The sequence below is a fragment of the Desulfovibrio piger ATCC 29098 genome, from assembly GCF_000156375.1.
Taxonomy (GTDB): domain Bacteria; phylum Desulfobacterota; class Desulfovibrionia; order Desulfovibrionales; family Desulfovibrionaceae; genus Desulfovibrio; species Desulfovibrio piger.
In genome coordinates, this window is the sequence record NZ_DS996356.1 from 98,436 (window position 1) to 104,139 (window position 5,704).

Genomic DNA, 5,704 nt, shown 5'->3' on the forward strand with positions numbered 1-5,704 from the left:
GAAAAAACTCCTTTGTCCATACAGCAGGACATGCAGCGGAAGGGGAAAAAGGCTCTTCTGCCCACCGCTGGAGAACAGAAGAGCCGCCTGCCCGTGGCCTTTTATGGGTGCATATGTCGAAGGGGGAGATATGCCGGTCATCCAGGCAACGACCGGTCACAGCGGGCTATGAGGGCAGGGAAAGTTCATGCAGCAGGCGCTCCGGTTCCGGCTGGGGGGAGCGCGCCTGGATAAAGGACGAGGCTTCAGGCAGCCGGTCACGGAGCAGGATGGCCGCCGCCAGGGCGATGTCGGCCAGCAGTTCGAGCTCCTGCCGGCTGGTGATCAGCACCTTCAGCGATTCGTATTCGTGGCGGCTGGCCAGCAATGAGAGCATGGCCGCCTGTCCCGGCCAGAGGCCGCCACCGGCGGCTACGCTATGCACTGCCTGGCTCATGAAAGAGGTACCGCCGATCTCCTGCTCCAAAATGTCGGCAAGTGCGGCCGCCAGAGCGACTTTTTGGGCGGAAGTGCGGGCCCTGGCGTACTCCTGCCCCAGTTTGGAAATCTTTTCTCCCAGGGCCTGGGAGGCACGGTCAAGATCACCGGGACGGCGGGGATATGCCCTGTCATTGACGATGGCCTGGACATGGCATTGCCGGGCGGCCTCCGTCAGACACTGGCCCACGACGGGATTGTCGCTGTCCTGGTTCCAGCGGATCCAGGGATGGCTGGTCGCGAGACTGTCGCTGTCGCCGGGGCTGTATGCCTTGGATTCCAGGACGATGCAGGGGATGCGGCACATGCCCAGTTCCCGCATGAGCCGTCCCTTGCCGCCCACGGGCATGATGCCTTCACTGTCTTCCACCGGTCCGCTGCCGTCGGGCGAGGCATTGATCGTCAGCATCCAGGCGCAGGCTGTCCCCTCCAGGGAAAGCATGCCGCCCAAGAATTCGCCGCAGCTGCCGGGGATGTCGTCCGTGGCGTGGAGCACCCCTGCGGGCCAGTACCGGCGGACAGCATCCAGCAGGGCACGGGCATGGGCAAGGATGAGGACGGCCCCCATTTTGTCCATGCCCTGACCGCGGATCCGGCCCAGGACTTTGGTGGCCAGGGTCTGCGAAGAAAGTTCGCAAAGGCCCCTGCCCCGTTGCAGTAGATCCGCTTCAAAGGGCGAGAACCCGCCGGACAGGGAAGCCTGCCCCTGCCCCCCGCAGGCCAGAGAGACCGTCAGCCTGTCCTGGTCCGTACGGATATCCGTCACGGTCGGATCAAGCGGGCAGGTCCGCAGGAGCAGGGCCAGCAGGGTGGCGAAGCCGGCGGCATCATCCTGGACGAAGCCCTGGTGGCTGTTGACGTGCCCGACACCGATATGCCCGGCAAAGGCCAGAACCGCTTTGTGATCGCAGGGGAGAGGGGAAAGTTTCATGGCAGTGTGGGAATGGTGGTTGTCCACCCGGAGGGGCGAGCGGACAACCACCTAAGGAGGTTGCTAGGCGTTGTTCGTCGCAGCCGGGATGTCCAGCTTGCGGTTCCAGCCCGTGATGGCGGAGAACAGCAGCACCACGAGCAGGGTCCAGGAATAGGGGTTGTACAGGGCCGTGCTCAGGGCCGGGGCCGGGATATTGTAGCTCTGGGCAGCACTATACAGGGCACCGTACCAGGTCGCCACCGCGATATGCCAGGGCAGGATGTAAAAGACGGTGCTCACGGCGCAGTCCATGAGGTTGGCCCGGCGGGCGGCACTCAGGTTGAAGCGTTCGCCCATGGGACGGACGATGGAGGGACCCACCAGCAGTTCGGCAGGAGCATTGGCCGAGATCGGGATGGAAGCCAGCACCGTGACGCCCACGATGAAGAGCTCGGCCTGGCGCACCGTGCTGACCAGGGATTTGTGGGCAAAGTCGAGGATACGCTTCATGATGCCGCATTCCACCATGATCTGGGTCACGGCAAGGATCAGGATGGCGAAGATGATGGGGCCCACCACGCTGAGGATGCCGTTTTCGATGTAACCGGTGGACTGGCCGGCCTGGGCAGGGATGCCGAAGATCTCCGTCGGCTTGATATGGCCGGTAAGGATAGCGATGACGGCCGCGCAAACATTGCCGTAGACCAGGGATTCGATGATGTGGCGGCCCATCATGGCGGAGCCGACGACCACCACCAGGGCGATGAGCATCAGCACGCCGGCGGGATCGAAATCTTTCTGGATATCAGGCAGGGCCGCAGCCTGATCCGCATTGCCGAAGATCAGGAAGATGACCATGGCCATGACGGCGGCGGACATGGAAAGCGGGAAGCGGCTGCGGACGACCTCTTTCATGGTCGCGCCCTGGGTATAGGCGGAAACGATGGTCGTATCCGCGATGGGGGAAAGGTTGTCGCCAAAGGCCGCACCGGAAAGGATGGCCAGACCGAGCATGGCCGGGTCGGCGCCCAGGAAATAGCCGGCAGGGTAAAGCACGGGCGTCAGGGCGATGCAGGTGCCGGTGGACGTACCGGTCCCCAGGGCGAACAGCATGGAAGCGAAGAAGACGAGGCCCACAAAGATGCTGCCCTGGGCGCCGGTGCTCATGCCCATCCAGAGCAGGCCGTCCACCAGGCCGCCGGCGGCCATAAGCTGACCGAACACACCGGCGAACAGCCAGGCCGTGATGATGACGATGCCGTTTTCATCGCCGATGCCGCGCATGGCGGCAAGACAGTAATCTTCCTTTTTGCGGGCAAAGAACAGGCCGATGACGAGAGCCAGCCAGGCGCAGGCCCAGAACGGCTGGGTACCGCCGCGTTCCGCAAGACAAAGCCAGACAAGGCCGATGATGAGTACAGCCAGGGGAACGGCACCGCCCAGGATACCGCCATACATATCGAGTCTTTTTTCTTCAGACATATGCCCTCCACGTCTGCGGGCTGATGGTTTGGAGGTGGGTTACGGCAAGGGGACGCGACCCGCAGGCCACGTCCCCTTGTATGTTAGCGGAAGCAGGGCAGGTAAGCGTACAGAGCCGGGGAACCGCCGGTGTGCAGGAACAGCACCTTGGAACCCTTGGCGAAGTAGCCCTTGCGAGCCAGATCGATCAGGCCGGACATGGCCTTGCCGGAGTACACGGGGTCAAGCAGGATGCCTTCGGTCTCGGCCAGCATCTTGACGGCTTCGACCATGGCGTCCGTGGGCAGGGAGTAGCCGGGGCCCACATAGTCGTCAAAAGCCACGACCTTTTCGGCGGGCACGCGGGCTTCCACACCCAGCAGATCCAGGGTCTGGTTGGCCAGGGTGTGCACGGCATTTTCCTGCACGGGCTTGGGACGGTTGACGCCGATACCGGTGACAGGGATGTTGATGTTGTTGCCGATCATGCCGGCGATGATCCCGGCGTGGGTACCGGCGCTGCCGCTGGGCACGACCATGTGGTCAAAGTTGAGGCCCATCTCGAACATCTGGTGCATGATCTCTTCCATGCAGCCCACATAGCCCAGAGCACCCAGAGGCGTGGAAGCACCGCCGGGGACGATGTAGGGCTTTCTGCCTTCGGCCGTCAGCTTGGCAGCCACTTTTTCCATGGCTTCCATCATGTTGCTGCCGCCGGGCACCACGGTGATGCTCTTGACGCCCAGCAGCTGGAACAGGAAGTTGTTGCCGGAGGCTTCAGGATTGTAGCTGCCTTTCACGCGTTCTTCCAGCACCAGATGGCAGTCCATACCTTCATGGACAGCCCAGGAAAGGGTCAGGCGGCAGTGGTTGGACTGCACGGCGCCGCAGGTGATGACGGTATCGCAGCCTTTCTGCAGGGCATCGGCGATGCAGAAGTCCAGCTTGCGGGTCTTGTTGCCGCCGGCGGTACCGGGGAGCATGTCGTCACGCTTGATGTAGACGTCGATGTCCGCACCCAGAGCCTTGGAGAAGTTGGGGCAGTGCTCGATGGGGGTGGGGGTGGTGACATAGCCGCGACGGGGGAACTGGGCAAGATTCATGAGGACCTCCTGGGATGGTACGTGCATCCCGCAATGATATTTTTGTCCGCAGCAGGGCTACAGGACGACGATGGCTTCGATTTCCACAAGCCCGTTGAGGGGCAGTTCCTTGACGGCCACGCAGGAACGGGCGGGGCAGTCCGTGTCGAAAACAGCCGCGTAGGCTTCGTTGACTTCCTTGAAGTCGGCCATGCTGGTCAGGAACACGGTGGTTTTGACGACGTTCTTTTCCGTGGCGCCCACTTCAGCCAGCAGTGCCTGGATATTCTTCAGGGACTGGCGGGCCTGGGCGCCTACACCGCCTTCAGCCAGTTTGCCGGTCGCGGGGTCGATGCCCAGCTGGCCGGAAAGGTAGACGGTGTCTCCGGCACGGTTGCCCTGGGAGTAGGGACCGATGGCCGCGGGCGCCTTGCTGGTGTGGATGATGTGTTTCATGGCTTCCTCGTGCTAAATTTAACATTCGTATGTCGAATGTCGACATTTTAAAAATACACAAAAAAATAAACAGGCTGCGCTGCCGGCGTCTTTTTTGTGATATTTTCTTGCCGAATGTCGACATACTACATTTGACAACTTTTGAAGTCAACGGCAAAAGGGGGCTTCGTGAAAAAAATTTTTTGGGGGACAGGAGCCCCGTCCCTCCCGGGCTCTGCTATAGGAAGGGAAGCCGGGAAAAGGGGGAGGGGTGCCGCTTGGCCTCCGTGAGCAGAACAGAACGCCGCCAGACGGCATAAACGACAAACGATCGGTATGGTATTCAAAAAACAGACGTACTCCACAGTGGTCGCGGACTACATCAAACGGCAGATCCAGCAGGGAGAGCTGCTGCCGGGGCAGGCTATCAAGGAAGTGGCGCTTGCCGAACATCTGGGCATCAGCCGGGCCCCCGTCCGGGAGGCCCTGGAAAGCCTGGTGCAGGAAGGTCTGGTGACTTCGGAACCCCAAAAGGGCAAGCGGGTCCGCCTGATGTCGCCGGAAGAGATCAGGAACAGCTACAGTGTCGGTGGGATACTGGAAGCCACAGGCGTGGCCGACAGTCTGCCCGACTGGAGCGATGCGGAAGTGGATGAGCTGGAGCGCGTCCTCAAGGACATGCACAAAAGCAATCAGTCCGCCGGGAGGCAACTGGGCCTGACCGAGCTGGACGACATCTTCCACGACAGGTTGCTCATGCATTGCCACAATCCCTATCTGGTGGATCTGGCACGCCATTCCTGCTCGACCATCTCCAAATATCTGATGTACCGGCAGTGGACGGCCTTCTATTCGTTCAATGAGCTCTACGAGCGGCATGTGATGCTGGTGGAGGCCATGCGGAGCAGGGACAGGATGGCCGTCTGGAACAAGATCCGTGAGCACTATGAGGAATTGGGGGCCTATATGGCCGAGCTGATGGAAAAATCGGACTGGACCCAGGAATAAAGAAAAGAGCCCCGCGCGGACAAAAAGTTCGGCGCGGGGCTCTTTGTTTTTTCAGCAGATGGCGCGGATCAGGCCAGCATATCCAGGAAGTACTGGTGCAGGCGCAGATCCGGGGTCAGTTCGGGGTGGAAGGAGGTGGCCAGCACATTGCCCTGACGCACGGCCACGATGCGTTCACCGCGGTCGGCATCCAGCCGGGCCAGCACCTGCACGCCTTCGCCCACACGGCTGATGAGCGGCGCGCGGATGAACACGGCCCGCAGGGGCTCGCCGGCCAGGCCGTCGATGTGCAGATCGGTCTCGAAGCTGTCCACCTGACGGCCGAAAG

Annotated in this window: 5 protein-coding genes and 1 pseudogene; 1 reads left to right on the forward strand and 5 read right to left on the reverse strand. The window is 61.7% G+C overall.

Features of this window, described 5'->3' with window-relative positions; genetic code table 11:
• Positions 1-166: 166 nt before the first annotated feature.
• The 4 genes from DESPIG_RS12835 to DESPIG_RS06040 all read right to left on the reverse strand — a co-directional run bounded on the left by DESPIG_RS12835 (position 167) and on the right by DESPIG_RS06040 (position 4,389).
• Positions 167-1,408 (reverse strand): hypothetical protein, encoded by a 1,242-nt coding sequence (locus DESPIG_RS12835; RefSeq protein WP_006006260.1) that lies wholly within the window; start codon positions 1,406-1,408, stop codon positions 167-169.
• Between the two features lie 63 nt (positions 1,409-1,471).
• Positions 1,472-2,872 (reverse strand): Na+/H+ antiporter NhaC family protein, encoded by a 1,401-nt coding sequence (locus tag DESPIG_RS06030; RefSeq protein WP_006006261.1) that lies wholly within the window; start codon positions 2,870-2,872, stop codon positions 1,472-1,474.
• A gap of 83 nt (positions 2,873-2,955) precedes the next feature.
• Positions 2,956-3,954, reverse strand: a complete 999-nt coding sequence (cuyA, locus tag DESPIG_RS06035) for a D-cysteate sulfo-lyase (RefSeq protein ID WP_040369503.1) — start codon at positions 3,952-3,954, stop codon at positions 2,956-2,958.
• 57 nt (positions 3,955-4,011) lie between these two features.
• Complete coding sequence (locus DESPIG_RS06040) at positions 4,012-4,389, reverse strand: RidA family protein (protein ID WP_006006263.1); 378 nt, start codon at positions 4,387-4,389, stop codon at positions 4,012-4,014.
• Positions 4,390-4,704: 315 nt separating this feature from the next.
• On the opposite strand from DESPIG_RS06040, the gene DESPIG_RS06045 reads away from it, so the two are divergent.
• On the forward strand, positions 4,705-5,376 hold the full coding sequence (locus DESPIG_RS06045; RefSeq protein WP_006006266.1) for a GntR family transcriptional regulator: 672 nt from the start codon (positions 4,705-4,707) through the stop codon (positions 5,374-5,376).
• Between the two features lie 68 nt (positions 5,377-5,444).
• Here DESPIG_RS06045 and DESPIG_RS06050 read toward each other — a convergent pair.
• Positions 5,445-5,704, reverse strand: a pseudogene (locus DESPIG_RS06050) (pyridoxal 5'-phosphate synthase glutaminase subunit PdxT); the annotation flags it as partial.

What these genes read in the sequence shown, in the direction of transcription:
- cuyA (WP_040369503.1), bottom strand. Translation starts at nt 3,954, where the DNA reads ATGAATCTTGCCCAGTTCCCCCGTCGCGGCTATGTCACCACCCCCACC.
- DESPIG_RS06040 (WP_006006263.1), bottom strand. Translation starts at nt 4,389, where the DNA reads ATGAAACACATCATCCACACCAGCAAGGCGCCCGCGGCCATCGGTCCC.
- DESPIG_RS12835 (WP_006006260.1), bottom strand. Translation starts at nt 1,408, where the DNA reads ATGAAACTTTCCCCTCTCCCCTGCGATCACAAAGCGGTTCTGGCCTTT.
- DESPIG_RS06030 (WP_006006261.1), bottom strand. Translation starts at nt 2,872, where the DNA reads ATGTCTGAAGAAAAAAGACTCGATATGTATGGCGGTATCCTGGGCGGT.
- DESPIG_RS06045 (WP_006006266.1), top strand. Translation starts at nt 4,705, where the DNA reads ATGGTATTCAAAAAACAGACGTACTCCACAGTGGTCGCGGACTACATC.